Origin of the sequence: Spirosoma sp. KCTC 42546, from assembly GCF_006965485.1 — a bacterium.
Classification (GTDB): Bacteria; Bacteroidota; Bacteroidia; order Cytophagales; family Spirosomataceae; genus Spirosoma.
On record NZ_CP041360.1, the window covers coordinates 1,297,505 to 1,316,144 of the forward strand.

General features: G+C 47.7%; 16 protein-coding genes. 6 read left to right on the forward strand and 10 right to left on the reverse strand.

From position 1 onward, the window contains the following. Positions 1-5: 5 nt before the first annotated feature. From EXU85_RS05220 to EXU85_RS05230, 3 genes are all read right to left on the reverse strand, one after another. On the reverse strand, positions 6-1,355 hold the full coding sequence (locus tag EXU85_RS05220; protein ID WP_142771054.1) for an HTTM domain-containing protein: 1,350 nt from the start codon (positions 1,353-1,355) through the stop codon (positions 6-8). A 123-nt stretch (positions 1,356-1,478) separates the two neighbouring features. After that, complete coding sequence (locus tag EXU85_RS05225; protein ID WP_142771055.1) at positions 1,479-2,639, reverse strand: imelysin family protein; 1,161 nt, start codon at positions 2,637-2,639, stop codon at positions 1,479-1,481. 139 nt (positions 2,640-2,778) lie between these two features. After that, positions 2,779-3,948, reverse strand: coding sequence for a DUF4856 domain-containing protein (locus tag EXU85_RS05230; RefSeq protein WP_142771056.1), 1,170 nt, complete (start codon positions 3,946-3,948; stop codon positions 2,779-2,781). A 457-nt stretch (positions 3,949-4,405) separates the two neighbouring features. Here EXU85_RS05230 and EXU85_RS05235 point away from each other — a divergent pair, with 457 nt between their 5' ends. The 4 genes from EXU85_RS05235 to EXU85_RS05250 all read left to right on the forward strand — a co-directional run bounded on the left by EXU85_RS05235 (position 4,406) and on the right by EXU85_RS05250 (position 8,852). Beyond that, complete coding sequence (locus tag EXU85_RS05235) at positions 4,406-4,840, forward strand: response regulator (protein ID WP_142771057.1); 435 nt, start codon at positions 4,406-4,408, stop codon at positions 4,838-4,840. A gap of 66 nt (positions 4,841-4,906) precedes the next feature. Beyond that, a complete protein-coding gene (locus tag EXU85_RS05240) occupies positions 4,907-5,998 on the forward strand; it encodes an alpha/beta hydrolase (protein ID WP_142771058.1) in 1,092 nt (363 codons plus the stop codon). 104 nt (positions 5,999-6,102) lie between these two features. Continuing rightward, complete coding sequence (locus tag EXU85_RS05245) at positions 6,103-7,578, forward strand: M17 family metallopeptidase (protein ID WP_142771059.1); 1,476 nt, start codon at positions 6,103-6,105, stop codon at positions 7,576-7,578. A 62-nt stretch (positions 7,579-7,640) separates the two neighbouring features. Continuing rightward, positions 7,641-8,852 carry an acetyl-CoA carboxylase biotin carboxylase subunit family protein gene (locus EXU85_RS05250; RefSeq protein ID WP_142771060.1) on the forward strand — a complete coding sequence of 404 codons (1,212 nt, stop codon included), beginning with the start codon at positions 7,641-7,643 and terminating at the stop codon, positions 8,850-8,852. Between the two features lie 91 nt (positions 8,853-8,943). On the opposite strand, the gene EXU85_RS05255 is transcribed toward EXU85_RS05250, so the two are convergent. The 6 genes from EXU85_RS05255 to EXU85_RS05280 all read right to left on the reverse strand — a co-directional run bounded on the left by EXU85_RS05255 (position 8,944) and on the right by EXU85_RS05280 (position 16,075). Next, the gene (locus EXU85_RS05255; protein ID WP_142771061.1) at positions 8,944-9,231 is read right to left on the reverse strand and encodes a hypothetical protein; all 288 of its coding nucleotides are present in this window, start codon (positions 9,229-9,231) and stop codon (positions 8,944-8,946) included. 98 nt (positions 9,232-9,329) lie between these two features. Continuing rightward, on the reverse strand, positions 9,330-11,894 hold the full coding sequence (locus EXU85_RS05260) for a glycoside hydrolase family 9 protein (RefSeq protein ID WP_142771062.1): 2,565 nt from the start codon (positions 11,892-11,894) through the stop codon (positions 9,330-9,332). A 27-nt stretch (positions 11,895-11,921) separates the two neighbouring features. Beyond that, positions 11,922-12,956, reverse strand: coding sequence for a YhcG family protein (locus tag EXU85_RS05265; RefSeq protein ID WP_142771063.1), 1,035 nt, complete (start codon positions 12,954-12,956; stop codon positions 11,922-11,924). Positions 12,957-13,036: 80 nt separating this feature from the next. Beyond that, positions 13,037-14,392, reverse strand: a complete 1,356-nt coding sequence (locus EXU85_RS05270; protein WP_142771064.1) for a neutral/alkaline non-lysosomal ceramidase N-terminal domain-containing protein — start codon at positions 14,390-14,392, stop codon at positions 13,037-13,039. A 207-nt stretch (positions 14,393-14,599) separates the two neighbouring features. Next, positions 14,600-15,343 (reverse strand): ferritin-like domain-containing protein, encoded by a 744-nt coding sequence (locus EXU85_RS05275; RefSeq protein WP_142771065.1) that lies wholly within the window; start codon positions 15,341-15,343, stop codon positions 14,600-14,602. Positions 15,344-15,358: 15 nt separating this feature from the next. Next, complete coding sequence (locus EXU85_RS05280; protein WP_142771066.1) at positions 15,359-16,075, reverse strand: ferritin-like domain-containing protein; 717 nt, start codon at positions 16,073-16,075, stop codon at positions 15,359-15,361. Positions 16,076-16,400: 325 nt separating this feature from the next. Here EXU85_RS05280 and EXU85_RS05285 point away from each other — a divergent pair, with 325 nt between their 5' ends. Next, complete coding sequence (locus tag EXU85_RS05285) at positions 16,401-16,592, forward strand: hypothetical protein (protein ID WP_142771067.1); 192 nt, start codon at positions 16,401-16,403, stop codon at positions 16,590-16,592. Position 16,593: 1 nt separating this feature from the next. Here the strand turns inward: EXU85_RS05285 and EXU85_RS05290 are convergent, their stop codons facing one another. Next, positions 16,594-17,247 carry a DUF1345 domain-containing protein gene (locus EXU85_RS05290; RefSeq protein ID WP_142771068.1) on the reverse strand — a complete coding sequence of 218 codons (654 nt, stop codon included), beginning with the start codon at positions 17,245-17,247 and terminating at the stop codon, positions 16,594-16,596. A gap of 104 nt (positions 17,248-17,351) precedes the next feature. On the opposite strand from EXU85_RS05290, the gene EXU85_RS05295 reads away from it, so the two are divergent. Continuing rightward, positions 17,352-18,476 carry a hypothetical protein gene (locus tag EXU85_RS05295; protein WP_142771069.1) on the forward strand — a complete coding sequence of 375 codons (1,125 nt, stop codon included), beginning with the start codon at positions 17,352-17,354 and terminating at the stop codon, positions 18,474-18,476. The last annotated feature ends 164 nt before the right edge of the window (positions 18,477-18,640 follow it).

The window sequence follows — 18,640 nt, forward strand, 5'->3', positions numbered from 1 at the left end:
CACTACTAAAAACCGTAAATCGTATCATTGAAAGAAGTAATCCACTCTTTATTGCTAAATGAGTCTTGTTTGTTAGCGAGATTGATGGTGGGCTCCACGAGTGGTTTGCCTAACCGTCCATTAAGCGCCACATAGGAATCCACATAGACCTCAGGGTTTTGAAAACCTTGCCGGGTATAATAATCCCGGAGTATATGAGCGTATTGCAGGAGCATGTCGGGCTGTGTCGACATCATTTTTTCCTGCAAAGGGGTCAGAAAATTCGAGTTGTTAACAATGGTTTGGTGCCCCAAATGATCTTTGACTGTGAACTGCGCATAGCCTGCTTTTTCCATTAGCATCACCCGCCATGAAAATCGATAGCCTTGCTCGGTCCAGAACAGTTCGCCCGGATACAGCAGGTAACGGAACGGAAACGCTAGTTGAATCGCAAAGAAAATCGCAAGAAGACCTAGCAACACATTCGCTACAATTGGCTGATACACATAGAGTCGTTGTGGTCGTAGAAACGAGTAGGGGATGGCTAACCATAATCCTAATTGCTGACTAATTTTCTGGTGAAAACTGGCGGAGAAAAAGATCAGTGCCGTTACAATCATGATATACGGAAACATGCCAATAGGAAACAGCAGGGCCGTTAATCCATGAAAAACGACTACAGCTGCGTACGCCCAGGGGCGCGTTGGTCGGTTCCAGAGCAGCATGGGAATAAGCAGGTCGTACAGGCAACCGAACAGGCTGAACACGTAAGGAACCCAGGGGTAATTAAATAAAAAACCGATAAGCGGAAGGTCATTATGGGCGGGTAGCCAAATACGTAGGGGTTGAGCGTTTATTAACCAATCGCTGTTCACTTTCGCCAGTCCGGCAAAAAAATACAATAGGGCAACAAACAGCCGTAAGGAATCGAGACACCAGGCTGGAATCTGGTCGGCCAGTAAATCGCGACGTCGGTAGGCATCGACTGAAAAGTACGCGTGGGCGGGTAAAAAAATCAGCAGGAAACAAACCATACTGGTAAAATAGTAATGGTTCAGGTACGTGCTTTTGTCAATCAGTTCGATGTAGGTAAAGCTCAGAAACAGGATCACAATGGCCACCCGGTACATTAATCCGATAGCCACCAGTAACGCCGACAGGCCGCAAATTGCGAAGAGAACGTAGGTATAAGGTCCTAGTGGCTTAACATACTCGAACCCATAGAATGGAAAATAATAATGTGGGTTGATATAGAGTTCGGCAATCCAGCCCTTACTCCAGAAACGAACAATGCTCCCGAAGAGCATCAGTCCGAACAGAAGCCTAAAAACGGCCAAAGGGGCCGCTGAGGTGGTTTTGCGTAAATAGTGCTGCATCTTAATGCATGTCATTTAATAGTCATTCTTTGTCATTACTAGTCATGAATGGTAATCAACAGTTGTGGATAAGGAAACATGGACAACTGAATGACCATTCATGACTACCGAATGACAACGTATCTAGTCTCCGTCGTTATCGGTGTATGTAATCGTGATGCTCATTGCCGATGTCATATCTACTTTCAACATCCGAACGGCCTTCTGCATTTCGGTATAGACCGCAACGACAGCCGCATCATTCGTTTTGACCTCATCGGATAGGTTTGCTTTGAGCAGTGCAAGTTTCTGATTCACCAATTCGAATTGGGTATTTACTATATCGACCAGCGATTTGCCGGTTTGACTGTCTTTGGCGCCAATACCGTTGAGGTAGGTTTTAAGGCTTGGACCTTCCTGCCCAGTTTTCACGCTTTTGCCATTAAAGAAGTCGATAGAGGCCTGATGGGCCGTTTTTGCCAGCGCGAGTGATAGGTCCTTCTTATAGTAAGCCTCCACTTTATCGGGAGAGACAGTACCATTGGTCATGGCCCCTGATGGAATCCCAACTTTCCCCGACCGGATGTATCGCTCATAGTTCAGTACGTAGCCATTGATCAGTTTTGAGGTTGAGCAACTGGCGTTCAGGGCGGTACAGTTGATGAATGTATCCCGGTAGCCACCCGTGGTCCAGGCGGTATAAACCGTTGTAAACTGTGCATTCATCTGGGTCGTGAGCCGTTTTAGATAGGCAATTCGCTTAGCGGCATCGGATGCCGTTGTATACCGGGCTACAAGAGCGTCGTCAGTTGTCTCCAGGCCATTGATGAGATAATCTAAAGCTGGAAACCCCTGTTTGGGGTACGATGCTGGTACATCAAACGTACCTGAACCAGCCGCTACATATTCTTCGATACCGCTAACGCTGGTTGGGTAGATATTGAAAAAGTTTCGGAGCGTGTACTGCTCTGCCGGACCAACGTCAAACAGTTCAACCTTCTGCCATTCGGTATACGCATCGACCCAGGCTTGCCGAAAATCGGTCAGGGAAGCTTTATCAGGCTTGGCCGCAAACGCATCCGATTTGGTAACCATCGCATCGAATTTTGTTTTGAAGTTTGCGTAGCTGGGCACGATAATGTTGTCCGCTATATTTGTCAGCATTGCTTTACGATCACTGCTGGCCTGATCGGTTGGTGTTGTGGGAGTAGGCGTGGGATCATTGCTACTACCACCTGAGCAGGCCCAAAGCACAGCGACAAACGTGCAGGCAAACCCAATTTGTTTCCACTTAACTTGTTCCATGAGGTAAAATAAGGACAGAGTGGTACGTCAAGTACCACTCTGTGCGTTGAATTAGATTCTAATGATTCTGTTGAAATGTGGGGCAATAAATTGATACCAAAAGAGACCCTGGAATCAACAGAACCAGCCCTAAGTCAGTTTATGGTAAATTGAATTTCGTTTTAATCGCGCTAGAAGCCGCGTCAATCTTGGCATTTGTTAATCCCCAAAATCCGTTTGGTGCTGAGTAGATCAGGTTGGTCAAAATACCATCAGAGAAGGCTGCATCGGCATTGTTTAGTTTAGCATACCGCAAGCTATAGATAAAACCAAGCCCCTCGCCCATGGCGTGTGCCCGAGCGGCATCCGTAGTGCCCGACTTCCATTTACTCAGATAGCCTAAGGCAGCCCCAGAAATAGCTTTTTCCATGGCTTTGTGAATGAATGTTGCCTGCTCTTTCAGGGTTTTTAGATCATTATTCACAATAGCCGCCCGGCCTGTCAGCAATGCTTTATGAATCTTCGGAAAATCCTCCTGGTTGTATTCCCACAGATATGAACCAATAAAGCTTTCGCCCGATGAGGTCGTTGTCGCTTTGCCGCCGTAGACTGGGTTTGCGGTGATGATACCGAAAATTTCATCCCAGTTTTGTTCGAGCAGCGTATAATTTTTACCCGCTACCAGGGTGCTATTATCGAGCGCGAGATTCTTGTCGCTCAGCAGGACGTTTCCGATGTAATCGACCTGAAACGCACCAATAAGACCCTTTTGGATAATCTGGCCATATTCAATGCCTTTTTCATCAACCAGATACGTACCTAGTTTACCTGCTTTCCCTTCCGAAGCTGTAGCTGATACGGATTTGCTGGCTGTAGCAATAGCTGTAAACCCTGATTCAATGGTTTGCCGTTCTTTTTCGGCATCGGCTGCTGCCAGTGATGATGCCGTTACGTTGCGTAATTGAATTCCCGACGAGTTGAGTGCTGTGTTAGCTGTACCTGAAAATGGGCTGCTCGTGTTCGAAAACATATTTTTCAAAACTGTAGCGTCCAGCGTTGCCCCTGTTCCCACTGCGGTACCATTGTAGGTATTGATCGCCCGAAACATGGCCAGCCGCGTACTTCCTGTTGTTAGGTCAACTGTTTTAGCCCCATTATTATCGACAAAGAAGTTAGCGTAGGTCGTGGTATCGGTCAGTTTGGCGTAGTCAATGGTTTTGCGAAGTTGAGGAGTAACCGTTGTAGGGTTCTCTTCGTCCTTACAGGCGGATAAACTGGCTACCAGTAAAACAAAAGGCGTGAGCCGAACTAGTAAACTTGAGGTAAGCATATATAAGCTGGTTTGTTCGAGGCATTTATCGGCCACAAAGGTAAAGCCTATTTAGACTAATTATAAAACTATTCTTAAGATTTGTTCTAAATAATATTTTAAGTATCTGATTGATAGGGAATTATTTAGGGAGAAATTTAGTTTGTATACATCACTGGATTAGTAAATAACGGATTATTTATATCGTATACTTGAAATTTTTACGACAAAAAATCGTTAAAAAAATGTTAAATTGATTGACCTATATTGGTTGGTTACGTGATAAATCAGTAAATTTATCTCCTGCTAATCTCCACAGTATTCTGGTTTCTTCGCTTACTCAACTGATATAAAAGGCAGCCATTCCAACGGTTTTAGTAGATACCGGGTCTCTAGTTTATCCCATAGTACACCGTAGTCAGTCGGTGCCAATGCTTTTTCTTTATCCGCCGTTAACCTTAATAAATGCTGAATTGTCATGGCTTTTCATCCCATAAATGACTTCAGGTTACCGTTATCGACTCCTCCTACTGTTTGGATCGTTGATGACGACGAAGATGATCAACTATTTATCCGTTCTGCCTTTAAAGAGACCCATAAGCCTATCCGGGTGCATGCGCTAACGGATGGCGATCAACTGCTCCCGCAACTAACTGACTGTGAGGAGTTGCCTTCACTGATTTTGTTAGACATCAATATGAATCGTCAGGATGGATTTGAGACATTAAATCAAATTCGGAATACGCCCGGTTTTGCTCATTTGCCGGTTGTCATGTTGACCACCTCGACGGATGCTTCCGACTGTCGGCGGAGTTTGGCCTTAGGGGCTAATCAATGCCTGACCAAACCCACCAGCTACAGGCAACTGGTTAGCCTGGTTAAGGAATTAACCAGCGATTGGGAATTGGCGTGATTGCATCACCCTAAATTTTTCATACCTCGTCTGAACCAACTTCACCCGGTATCAGATTCTGTAGGTATGTCTTCACTACTACGTTTAGAACTCAACACACCCATTAGTGACGATCGCCCGGTATTTGTATCGGGCAATTTTTGCGATTGGCTACCCGACTTGCCTCAGTTTCAGATGCAGGCTATCGGGTCAGGTCAGTTTGTGTATGAATTTCCGAAGGGCATGGCGCTGCCAAAAACGCTGGAATACAAATACACCCGTGGCGGATGGGATCATGTTGAGTTAAGTGCATCGGGGGAGTCGGTTGGAAACCGGACGGTATCGCGGTCGGTGAACTCAAAACGCGAGTATGTACCGCATTGGCGTTGGTTCGGGATGCCATTCAATCCGGCATTTCTGCCCAAAATCGAACTGCTTGGTGATACATTTAAGGTCCCTAAACTCGTTCAGACCCGCCGGGTTCATGTGCTTCTCCCACATGATTATGATCAGACCAGGCCGGGTGAGGCACCCAAACGGTATCCCGTATTGTATTTGCACGATGGCCAGAATCTGTTTGGTGGGGGTGTGGGCTACGGCAGTTGGGAAATAGACCAGAAAATGGCCTTGCTGGCCTCCCGAAACCACCATGAAGTCATCCTGGTGTCTATTGATCACGGGCACGACGAACGCATTCGGGAGTTTACGTTTCACCGGACCCGCGCCGGTACCGGCAGGGGCCAGTACTACCTGGAATTTATTCACCAGACCCTTAAACCCATTGTTGATCGAAGTTTTCGGACGCTACCCGATGCGGCTCATACGGGTATTGGCGGGAGTTCGCTGGGTGGGTTAATCAGTATTTACGCCGGTCTCCTGCATCCCGAAGTGTTTGGTCGACTGATGGTCTTTTCGCCCTCGCTCTGGATCTCGCCCAAAATTTATTTTGATGCCATTCGTTTTGAGGCACCCGTGCCCATGAAAATCTACGTATATGGCGGGGAGCAGGAGTCGCGCTACATGGTTCCTAATATTCAGCGTTTTAACGAGTCATTGTCCCGCCAGCAGTACGGTGGTAATCCAATTGATATTCACCTCTCTGTTGACCCAACCGGAACACACCAGGAAACCCACTGGGGCCGTGAATTCCCGAAAGCGGTGGAGTGGCTGTTTTATTGATATTCATGCGTTTGATGTTCGGAGTTTGTAGTTTGATGTGTAATGCACTGCAATAAACATCAAACTACAAACTCCGAACATCAAACTGCTTTTAAACATGTTTTATGAACATTATCCTAACTACACAACCCGCCACCACTGGCGATTTAATTATTCCGGTTGAACAAACCGCCGAGCTTACTGATCAATTAGCCAGTCTTGCCCAAAAACTGGCTCTGCCTGCTGCTGTTCTACAACGCGATTTTAAGGCCGATGCCAAAGAAGTATTGGTTCTGTACAGACAGGACGGGAGTAAAATATATCTTCTTGGGATAGGGGATAAGCCACAGGAAATGGACTGGTTGCGGGCGTTTCGAAAATTGATTTTCGATCATAAAACCAAACTGCCGGAGCAACTTAGCATTGATCTGTCCGCAGTTTATGCTGATGTCGTTGAGGCTGTGGTACTTGGGGTTCGATGGGGTGGGTATGATCTCAAGCTCTACCAGACCGATAAACCTGCTCCCCCTGTCTTCTTCTCCGAGGCTGGCCAGTTGACACTGTTCATAAATCCTAATCAGCAGACTGTTGCGCAGGAAGCACTAACTCGTGCTGAAGCCATTGCCCAAACTCAGCGGCAAATCCTGGACTTGATGAATGCGCCTGCCAACTATAAAATTCCCCAAACGCTGGCCGATTGGGCTGTTTTATCCGGAAAGGAAAACGACTATGCTGTAACGATACTCGATAAAGCCGAGCTGGAAAAGCAGAAACTGGGGGCCTTACTGAGTGTGAGCCAGGGAAGTGATGTGCCACCCGTACTGATTGTGACTGAGTATAAACCCAAAGGCGTTACGAATGCAATAAAAGTGGGTTTAGTAGGCAAAGGCGTGACCTTCGATACGGGGGGCGTGTCCATTAAAACATCGGCTAGTATGCACCTCATGAAAAGCGACATGGGTGGCGCTGCGGCCGTGTTAGGTACGGTAGAAGTAGCGGCTAAACTGAAACTGCCCATTCACGTAATCGGTATTGTTCCGGCAACCGAAAACTCCACCGATGGCCGTTCAACCAAACCCGGCGATGTGGTGACGGCCTATAACGGGAAAACCATTGAAATCATTGATACCGATGCCGAAGGGCGCGTTATCCTAGCCGATGGTTTGGGCTATATGGTGAAGAACTTCCAACCCGATATACTGATTGATCTGGCCACCCTGACAGGTAACGTTATTGCGGCTTTGGGCTACCACGCGGCTGGCTTATTTACGCAGAATGATGAGTTAGCTAATAAACTAACCGAAGCCTCGAATCAAACAGGGGAGCGACTTTGGCGGTTACCTGTTTGGGATGTGTACCGCGAGGATATAAAGTCGGATGTGGCCGATCTGAAAAATTATAGCGGAAAGCCGGTCGCGGGCGCTATTAGTGCGGCTAAGTTTCTGGAAGTATTTACGGAAAACCATCCCGCCTGGGCGCACCTCGATATTGCTGGAATGGCCTTTGCCGATACTGAATTTGGTTCGCAGAAAAATGCAACAGGATTTGGTATTCGGCTATTAATAGCGTATTTACGGGCATTAATTTTAGAAACTCGGTAAGAAAAATTCGTCGTTTGGTCTTTTGGCCGTATATTTTTCGTCAACATTAACGAGTACGTCGTATGAGCCAGTTGTCTTTTTTGTGCATTGCCACCTTCCTGAAGGGGCACGATTTCATGAAGGCCTGCAAAGAGTTGGGCAATACCGTCTATCTGCTAACAGATCAGAAACTTGCCAACGAATCCTGGCCGCGCGAGGCTATCGACGAATTCTTCTTTTTACCCTCACCCAGCAACGCTCCCGAGGATCTGGAACAGATGATTGTGGGGTTGGCTCATGCCATGCGCTCGCGTAAGATTGATCGCGTGGTGGCGCTGGATGACTTTGATGTAGAGAAAGGCGCACTCATTCGGGAGACGTTCCGTATTGACGGCATGGGACAGACAACGGCTCGCTACTTCCGTGATAAGCTGGCCATGCGAACACGGGCGTTTGCGGCTGGAATTCGCGTACCGGCTTTTAGTTCTCTTTTTCATGACGAAACGGTAACCGCTTTTTTGCAAACAACCGAATCGCCCTGGCTGATTAAACCGCGTTCTGAAGCATCAGCAACGGGTATTCGGAAAGTGCATTCGCTGGAAGAAGCCTGGTCGGCTATTCATTTGCTGGGCGACAAACGGCACCATTATCTGATCGAAGAATTTAAGCCAGGTAAGGTTTACCATGTAGACGCATTGTCGGTCGATGGCAAGGCGGTTTTTACGCGAGTAAGTCAATATCTGGCAACGCCTATGGAAGTTGCGCATGGGGGAGGGGTGTTCCGTACCGGAACACTACCGCTTGGTACGCCCGAATCAGCGGCTCTACAACAGATAAATGACCAGGTGTTAGAGGCCTTTGGCATGCGATACAGTGCGTCGCACTCGGAGTATATTCGGGGTGATCACGATGGGGAATTATATTTTCTGGAAACGGCCTCTCGGGTGGGTGGTGCCCATATTGCCGAAATGGTGGAAGCTGCCTCGGGCGTAAACCTTTGGCGTGAGTGGGCCAAACTGGAAGTGGCCGTTGCGCACAAAGAACATTATATACCGCCCGTTGATACAGGTAATTACGCCGGATTGATTGTATCGCTCGCCCGTCAGCAATGGCCTGACTTATCGGTCTTTACCGAGCCTGAAATCTTCTGGCGGATCAACCGGGAATACCACGTTGGGTTAATCGTAAACTCCGAAAGCCGGGAGCGTGTCCTGACCCTGCTGGACGAGTATATGCACCGGATCTATGCCGAGTTTCACGCATCTGCCCCACTTCCTGATAAACCAACCAGTTGAATGTAACGTGGACATCTTGTCCACATAGCCGAAGGCTAAAAATGGCAATTAAAACTTAGCATTCAGCTATGCTGACAAAATGTCCACATTACTAATTTCTCAACGTATCCTTTTTGGCTTTTCCAACCGGTACGGATACACCAAACGCCCGTGGGTCGCTGGGGGGAAGGGTCTTTCGTTTTTTATTGTTCTGAACGGGTGGCAATGGATTTGTTGGCGTTTGCGCCGTCATACCACCACCCGATATCGGTGTGTCGACACCCGGAATGGCGACCTGCTTTTGTACAGGTTCCTGAGTAACGGTTTTAGTCGAATCGTTTTGGGCGAAACAAAGAGAGCCAGTCAAGCTGGCAGCGAAGAAAAACAGGAGTGTGCGCATACGAAAAGATCAGTTGTTGAGTAAGTAGATCCCAGCTAAATCATTGGTAATCTGGTATCCTATCAACTCTCGTTCATGCGTAAAGTTTTGAGGTAATCCTACAATTCATCAACCCGCACAAACTGATAGCCTTTCTGGCGGAGTTGAGTCAGAAACTCGTCCAGATGATCATAAAGTTTATCCGTTCGGCTGGAGGCTGTACCGATGTGCATCAGTAACATAAATCCGTTCAGGCCAGCCCTGTTTTTCATTTCATAGCCTCGAACTGACTGTAGAATTGTCTCACTGGTTCGGTAGTTTCGGTCTTCGGGCGTTGTGTAATCAGCATGACTCAGTGTCCCGGGGGTGTAATTGATCAATTGAATTCCTTCGGCCTTCGTCCAGAGCGCAATGCTATCATTATACCATTCGTAAGGTGGCAAAAACAGGCGGATGCGCTCAGTAGTGAAATGAGCCAGAGCCGCGTAGTTTGCCCGCAGGTCTGTCACAAACTGCTCCTGACTAACGAGCAGGCTGTCGCGCTTCCGCCAGTCGCAGTATAACAGATGCTGATCGGAGTGAGGACCGATGTAATGGCCTTCCCGGGCTAATTGCTGGATTAACTGCCTAAACGCCGGATTTCGCAGAAAACGGCCCGTCAGAAAAAACGAAGCCCGAACGCCGTGCTTCCGCAACGTTCGGGCTATTGTTGATCCGCCATCGGCAAACTCATCGCCGGTAAAAACTAGAGCCAGTCGCTTGAGAGCTGTATCGCCCCGAATTTTAGCGCCTTTGAAATAGGTTGACTTTGAGTCGATTACCTGGGCCTGACTGGGCTTTTTAAGTGGCTTGCGTGCTTGTTTAGGTATCGTGACTTTGCCGGAGGAATTTCGGTTTTCGGCTTGTTTGGCGGCTAGTAGATAAATGAGAGTTGCGGTACCATCCATGGTGGGCTCATTCGTGCTGTAGTCGCCGTAATCGTCGTGATAAACGGCTACTCTGCTTTGGAAGGCCGCGTACTCATCGGGCTGATACAAGGTAATGCCAATCAGGTTTCCATAAATGCTGCTCCGTACAGGCCCATCTACCAGACCGCCGTCAATAGGATATTGCTTAAGGTGTGTAAAGGCCGAATGTGGGTCTGAGGGAGTATCGGCGTTGGCAGGTAGACCATAGACGAAACTCGTTCCCCAGGGATTACAACCGAATAACCAATCGAAATTAGCCTGTTCGAGGGCTTCATATTGCCTGTCGCGGGTGAGTTGCCGATACCAGAAGCATTGCGTAGCAAATGAGGTTGTGAGGTTATTGCTGCACCAGGTAAAGGGAACACCCCGGTAAAATGCATTCTGTTTTGCCCGTTGCCAGATGATATCGATGCCTCGTTTGTAGAAATCCGTAACCGTTTTTCGCTGGTTGGTGGGTAGTTTTTTTGCCAGCTCTGCATGACCGACGTTCACAAACGGATACCACTGATAATGGCGGGCCGTATCGTTTAAAATCCAGGGTGTAACCGGTTCCTGCCGCGCAAAATCCAATGCTGTTGTTTGCCATTTTGTAGCTAGCTTGCCCGTTGCCCCGGCTGCATTGAGTTGCTCAACGGTGGCCAGTTCCATATCGTCCGTGTAATTGTCTTCTTCATAGAAATATGGTGCCCGGCCGGGAGCTGTCTGACAGTTTCCCGGTTTATCCAGCCCGAGTTTATAGGCCGATTGCGACCGTTGCCAGAGTTTCCTGGCATAGTCAGGCTGGCTGTTTCGTAACAGCTGAAACCCTAAGGCCATGGCGCTGCTCACTTTCCCAGCCGTAGAAGCCACGCCCGTTGCCCGGTTTTTGTATCTGAACATGCCCTGTGGCTGACCCGAAGCGAAGTAAACCGGGCGTTCGAGACCTTTCCCGTAAAAATTATCCGCTTTTGGGATGCGCATCCCTGCATGGTCACGGTCGTCGCCGAGCTGATTGAAGAGCCAATCTTCTCTGGGGTGCATTTTTAGTAACCAATCCAGACCCCATTGCGCTTCGTCCAGCACATCGGGCTGCCCATTGGCTCCAATTAATCCATTTGCCTGATGCTGATCGGTAAAGGCTGTTGGGAAGTCGCGCTGAGCTGCGAGCAAATGGTAGGTGGCATTAGCAGAGGTTGTTACGTACTGCAAATAATCCGATGCATCATGCCAGCCGCCCGATACATCGACATGCGTACTATCAGGCATGGGGCCGTAGAGGGAATAACCGTCATGAGTATGGCAGGAGTCTTTCAAATAGGGATTGTACCCACTTCGCTGCTGACGCATATACCGCAAACAGAAGTCAGCCGCCCCATCATACACCTGTTCATCAATTCGAAAACTGGGTGACCGGGTACCATCCTCCGTTTGAAGGTAATAGCGACCAGGTTTTCGGATGGTCGAAAAATCGAGCCGGTAAGTTTGCTGAAAGGGTCCATACTCACCAAACGCCTTACCTGCCGGTAACTGCTGGATTTTTTGATTCGTCTGTTCATCAACGAGTTGAAACTGTGCAAGTTGTTTATCGGTCAGACTAGCCCAGACGGCTATTTTAGGGCTGCCTGGCCGGTAGCCAAGCAGGTTAATCCGAATAACGGCTGGTGGTTCTTCGGTGTGGCTGATAAATGCCGCCAGACAGATGGCTAAACTGATGAATATAGATAAGCGAATAGGCATGAGTTATGGAATACTGTAAAGCTAAGTCTACTTATCTTTATTCATTTTTTGCTGGGCAATCTGAATGGCCTTATGCAGCTTTTCCTGTAAGAGTTTTTCTGGAGGAAGGGCTGTTAAATAGTCAGCTACTCGGATATTACTTTTGTCTAATTGCATCAGTTCAATGTGCTCTTCATTCTTACCCGTGCACAGAATCAACCCAATTGGTGTATTTTCGCCTTCTATCTGTTCATACTTTTCCAAGTACCGCAGGTACAGTTCCATTTGCCCTTTGTATCCTGCCTCAAACTCGCCAATTTTTAAGTCGATAGCGATTAAACATTTCAACCGGCGATGGTAAAAAAGCAGATCGATGTAGTAGTCGCGGTTGTCAATCGTGATACGTTTCTGACGGGCCATAAAAGCAAAGTCGCTACCCATTTCAATAATGAAACGTTGTAGCTCTACGATGATAGATGTTTCCAGATCTTTTTCAGAATAGAAGTCCGATAAGCCCAGAAAATCCAGGAAATAAGGATCTTTGAATACAAGATCTGGGCTGAGCTTTTGCTCATTGCGGAGTAGCGCTAGGTCATTTTGAATAGTTTGTTCTGGCTTTTTACTGATGGCTGTGCGCTCGTAGAGCATAGACTGAATGCGCTCCTGCAATTGCCTTGACGACCATTTCTCTAAACGACACATTTCGAAGTAGAAATTTCGTTTTAGTTCGTTTTCTATCGGAATAAGCAGCCGTATATGTGTCCATGTCAATTGTGTACGCATTGCGTGCACAATGTCAATTTGAGGAAAGACCTCGGCCATGCGCTTGCAATGGTGTAATTGTCGTTTGCTCCATCCTTCGCCATAAAGCGCAGTTAGCTGTTCAGACAACATGGCTACTATCTGCTGACCATACGCGGCTCGGCTATTGTTCAGGAGTTCTTCGTTGATGCGTTTGCCAATACGCCAATATAGGAGGGTAAGGCTGGCGTTAACAGCGATGGCGACGTCGTTCCTACTCTGCTCAATGAGTTGCTGTACGTCAGCAACAACAAGTTGCTCAGTACTAAGATCTTTATTCATATTTCTGAGGCTGCCACTTACTTAACCTGATAATTTTTGCCAGCAAAAGCTGTATTATCTCCAGTTTTAGCATTTTTTACCTATATCTTTTTCAATAAACCCATCATCATTTCCTCAAAATAGGCACCATTATAGGGGCCAAACCAGTTCATGTCGCGGGTTTCATAGGTTGATCGATTGTAATAGGCATCGGGGGTGACATAGCCGATGTAGCCACCATCGAAACTGGTAATCATTAAGTTAACGCCTTTTTGAGTTGCCAGCGGGTTGAAGTCGGCCACGAACTCACCCGAAAAATCGCAGGGGGTGCCCAGTAGTACAGTTTGGCCAATACGCAAGGCTTTCAGGTCGGATGGATAATCGCCGTAGATGGCGTAGAACAGCCAGGGTCGTACCCGCCAATTGCCAATGACACGCGGGTGCGGTTCGCGCAGACCCAGCGGCAGGGTGAGAATGGATAAAGTACTATCAGTTTTTGTCTGGATTTGGGGCACGGCTCGTTCGATACGCAGGGCCAGATCACCTGCATAATTTCTGATTTCCTGGAAGTCGGTTTTACCCCGTGCCTGTGGACCTGTGCTGCCAACGGCTCCCGCCATAAAGACGGCAAAATCGGCCGATTTCTTCTCTAACCGATCGACCAGCGAGCCCGGATAATCGCGGCTGAGGTAGTTCCACATAGCGTCCTCATAGAGGGTGGCATGACCGGCAAATGTGCAGAGCAAGGCCGATTCGCCTGAGTTTTTCTTTAGCTTCAATAGCCGGATCATCCCGTCGAGCGGTCGTGTTGGGCCCGAGTTCCCAATCCGGTTGTAGATGTGATCAGTGGCATCCGTCTGGCCAAAGCCAACCTCCACGGGAGCCATATTCGTTTGTGCATCCCGAATGGCTTGTAGAATGCCGTCGGTAATACGGGGCACTATTTTCTCATCGTACCCTCCCGCAATTAACTGACCGACTAAACCGGGGGCCCATCCACCGATGCTATTGTGCGAGTGAATGGCTCCGGTATACACATTCTCCCAACGAAGCCCAACTTCCGGCAGCCGTTTCCTGAGCGCTTCCACTACCGTTGGGGGGGTAATGAGTAAGTCTAAACCAATCATAGCGACTTTGGTACTGCCATTATCCAGTACAATGGCTCGTGCAAAAATGGAATCAGCAACTATGTGCCAATGTTTACCACGCCGGGCTCCATAGCCACCCGTGGGCGTACTGTAAGGGGGCGTAATATTGGCTTTGGCCCAGCCAGCCCGTAGTGGTGCTTTCCCTTTTACTGGAGAGGGAAGTTGTTCCAACCGTTGCTTGGTTTGGGTATAATAAGGCATTTGCCGGTAGGGCGTTTCATCGACCGGGGCCAGACTAACTGCCAGAAACAGCACGATAAATACGACAAGCCCTAACAGGACTTTGAGAAGAATACGGATGAATTTCATATAGGGTCGCCTTTGGGTGCGAATTCAACCGCAAGCAACAAAAAAAGAGACGGATGAGAAAGGGGGAATTGGTAGAAGTAGTCAAATGGTTCTCTCCCGGCCGGTACTACACGCAATGACTACTCTGACAAAAAAAGGCACCGGAGAAAATCCCCGATGCCTTCCGTCACCCTACCGGTTTCCCGGCCTCCCTATATTATATGTTTATTACAGGAATGGAGCTGCAATAGCTAATACCTGCGCTTTGGTCAATGGTTCATCAAACGCTCCGCGTAAGTTGTCTTCTGAAATAGCGGATACATTTGGAAGCGTTTTTAAATTAACGGTTCCCTGCATGAACGTAGTGTTCGTGGTGTCAGAAACCCAGCCTTTCAGACCCAGCATCCGACGAACTTCCGACGCGTGCCGGGCTTCAACGGAGTGAATTTGTAAGGCTACTGCCAAAATAGATTTATCGTTAATAAGTACAGGAGCCTGTCCTTTATACGCCTGAACCCCCGTATCTTCCAGGGCACGTGCTGTAGCTAAAAATGTAGGATAGCTTGTAAATGTTCCAGCCGGAAACTTAAAGGTTGGTTTGGCTATCGCAAGTGCGCCTAAGGCACTTTTCAACAGCGCTACGTGCGCTGTTTCATGTTTGCTAATCTGCGAAATAACGGTTGTATCAGTAGAAGGTATCAGGCCAGATGTAGCCAGGCCGGTACGATAAAACTCGTCTTCCAGGTATTCCAGTGTCAGCGCAAAATTAGCCACCTCGATAGCCGCTTGCGAAGGAGGTGTCGTTGTCTGAGCCAGTGCTTTATTCAACGTACCAGCCACAATAGCTGGTATGCCCGCTGCAATCAGATTGGAGCTAAATTTGAGTAGGTTTCGGCGCGAATAAAAGCTGTGCCGATCACTAAATTCGGGATCAACCTGCTCAATATCAGAGATTAACTTGAATAAATTCATAGCGTTGTGTCAGGTTTATTTGGGCAGATTGGTGGCAGTGATGGTCGTTTTTACGTACTTCTGAGCGATGGGTAATACCGTTGCCGGTGGATTAGACACATCAAGACCCGTAGCCGGAGCTACCACATCATCGCCAGCAAAATCAGCCGACTTCGGATTGAGCAGATCCCGGATAGCGGCTGCATGACGGGCTTCAACCGATACAATCTTCCCGGCAACTGCCAGGTAGTCTGGATTTGTAATCAGTGGGCCAGCACCATTATAGGCGGATACCCCCAGATCTTCAAATGCTTTCGCCGTGTTCAAAACACTGGATCGATCCGTGAACGTGATCGAAGCAAAGTTGGGCGTTAGGCCTGCAATGGCATTGGTGCCTAAGGCTGCTTTCAGGAATTCGCGGTGAACAATTTCATGATCGCGGATATCCGTTAAGAGGGTTTTCTCCGCATCAGTCATGCCACTGTAGGGAGTTGCAATTACCTGTGTATAAAAAGCGGCTTCTAGTTGTTCCAGCGCGTAAGCGTAGTTCAAAATCCCAATGTCGCCCGTGCCTAAATCCACAGGAGCCATTACTGTAGTTGGGTTTTCTTCGCCCTCTTTACACGAGGCCAAAATCGCTCCCCCGGCGGCAAAAGCTCCAGCATAACGCAAAAATAACCGTCGGCCTACCCGAACCGGCTCTAATTGGCCTGGTAACATAGTCAGACCTGATTCATTTTGTTGCTCTTTCATAACGGACTAATTAATTGTAGCAAATGCTTCCCATTTTTCAGGGGACTCGATACACTTACGACTACAAATGAAATTTGGATTTTAGTAGTAATAAAAACCGCGCTCAGCGTATAAAACCGGCTATTATTGTTAGTTAACAGATCGTAGCCAAGTTTGTTGGAATGAAGACGCGATTCGCTGATCTGTTCGAGAGCAGACGAGTAAAAAAGGCTTCCTGAGCTAAATACACTTGAGCGTAAATAGAGATAAAATCAGTTGCTGGTCGTAATTTCGTTAACGACTTCCCCAACAGAATACATATAATCGAAGCAGCCTACGAATTACTATGAATATTACGCAAGTGCGCGAACACCTCCATCGACTCATTGATGAAGTCGACGATCTATACGTGCTGAATGGTTTATATCGCACGCTGACTGCTGATAAGCGCCAGCGGGAAGCCTATGAAAAAGAGCAGCAGCGGACCGACGCTCGGGAAAAGGCAAAAAAACAGACAGGAAACCGACAGACCAGCTAACTTATTTCGATAGGCCGCTAATAGTTAGAGCAATAATAATAGCGTTGAAACCGAATGATAAGACGCCGTGGGCCAGAGCTGTCCGGCGCATGGCTTTTGATCCAATGGTTACATCAGACACCTGACTGGTCATGCCAATAACGAACGAGAAATAGGCAAAGTCGAGGTAATCCGGTTCGGGTTCATGCGGGAAATCCAACCCACCTGGGCGCTTCTTTGGGTTGATGTCATTGCCGTAGTACAGATGTGCATAGCGGAGGGTAAAAACGGTATGAACTAACGTCCATGCGCTCCAAACGGCCAATATAGGGAGTAGAATGTGTTCTCTGCGATTCTTATCCATCGAGTTGAGCAAGGCCACAACAGCAAATAAACCGACCAATGCCGCTACCACCACAAATATTAACAGGAATAGCCTACTCGAATCCTGAATGCGCGACAGTTTGGGCAAATCTCGCGGGTGAGATACCAGCATCGATGTCCACGCTAAGACTAACACGGTCATCGCAAAAGCTACATAGACGGTTGTAATTTGAGCCGGAATAGTGAAATAGTCAGGAACATAGAAGTAAGCAACCCCTGCCGCTAATGCTGCAATAATAAACCGATGGTGAGAATCAAATCGGGAGATGTACTCCAGTAATTTAGTAATCATGTAGTTACCAGAAAAGCAGGCCGAATACGAAGTAAATCATTCGCCAAATGCTGCCCAAATGTACACGTATCCACTATAGCAAAAGTTAAAATAAGTACACACGTATGTCTCAGCAGACGAAGCATCTTGTTGTCCAGATTGGTACCCGGAAAGACAAGGCGGTTCTTTCCAAATCGCAAAAGGAATTTAATCGGCTGATACGGAAAATCGAAACACTAACGAGCGAACTGACCAATTTGCGCGAAGCTACTCTGCATATTCAGCAGCGGGTACAAACGGATTATCGGCCTTTACTTGAGCAGTACAGCCAATTTCGGGCCGATTTAGTGCGTTTGTTCGACCGGGCTTATCAGCATAAAGACTGTTCGAAAACGGAGAAGAAGAAACTCGCTGATCTTATTCGGAACATCGCCTTTGAGTTGATCGACACGTACGGAATAGCTGATCTCAAACCCATCTATGATAAATACGATGCGGATGGATTCGACAATACAAACGCTGAGTCGGATCAACTAACGGCCGAGTTGATGAAGGAGATGATGGCAACGATGTTCGGCATCGAGATAGACCCGGATGCCGATGTCAGCGATCCGCAGAAGATGAATGCCTATGTTCAGGAGAAGATAGCGCAACGGGAAGCCGCTGAGGCCGAACGTCGGCAGCAAACGGCCACTAAAAAACCGAAATCGGCAAAACAGCAGGAACGGGAAGCTAAAAAACAAGTCGAAGCCCGGAACATCACCAAGGCTGTTCGAACACTGTATATGGACCTGGTAAAAGCCTTTCACCCCGACCGGGAGCCCGACGAAGCCGAAAAGCAGCGTAAAACCGAAATCATGCACCGCGTAACGGCAGCCTATGAAAAAAGCGATTTACTAGCGCTTTTGCAGTTACAACTCGAATTTGAACACATCGATCAGGCACATCTGGAATCCCTCGCCGAAGACCAACTCAAGTATTACAACAAAATTCTGAAGCAGCAGGCGGACGAATTAGACAACGAATTCTTCGGACTTCAAAACGAACTGGCCGCTATGACTGGGAAACCGGCTTTCGCCGTTAGTTCACCCATAGCACTGGAGTTCAGTCTGAATAGCGACATTGCCCAATTGAAGCGGGATATAAAACACATTAAAGCCGATTTGAAAGCCCTTGCTGATACGAGCCAACTCAAGCAGTGGCTGAAAACCTACCGGATTGAGAAGCCCGACGATTTTACGTTTTTTTGATATAACGTGAATCTAACTACTACTAGAATCAGAACTTAAAAAGCCGTTTGAGCCAACATCAATCCCTTATATAGTTCATATAAAGGATGGTTGATGTTTTTTCTGACTTCTGCAATATTCCCGGAAAAATCTGTTTTTTCCAATGATTATACGGTACAGGAGGG